This window comes from Longicatena sp. 210702-DFI.1.196 (genome assembly GCF_020563125.1).
In the GTDB taxonomy this organism is placed as follows: domain Bacteria; phylum Bacillota_I; class Bacilli_A; order Erysipelotrichales; family Erysipelotrichaceae; genus Longicatena; species Longicatena caecimuris.
This window is the reverse complement of record NZ_JAJCPX010000141.1, coordinates 1-246: the sequence shown is the minus strand read 5'-3', so window position 1 is coordinate 246 and position 246 is coordinate 1. Positions and strand designations below refer to the sequence as shown.

The 246-nt window shown below is 39.4% G+C and carries 1 pseudogene; it reads left to right on the top strand.

The features are described from left to right. A pseudogene (locus LI241_RS15690) lies at positions 1–246 on the top strand (transthyretin-like family protein); the annotation flags it as partial.

The window sequence follows — 246 nt, the reverse complement described above, 5'->3', positions numbered from 1 at the left end:
TGGATCATATGAAGAAGGCATGGAGCAATGCAAAGTATGTACTGTATGATAGTGTGAGTGGAAAACGTGTAGATGATGCAACCTATACAACAGATGAGAATGGACATTTCACCTTGAAAGCGAATCAGAGTGCTATGTTCTTAGATATAGAACCAGGAACGATATACAATGTACAGGAAATAGTAAAACCAGGCTATATCCAAAAGACACCGGTAAGCAATGAAGGCTATGAGAACAAGGTCGTAG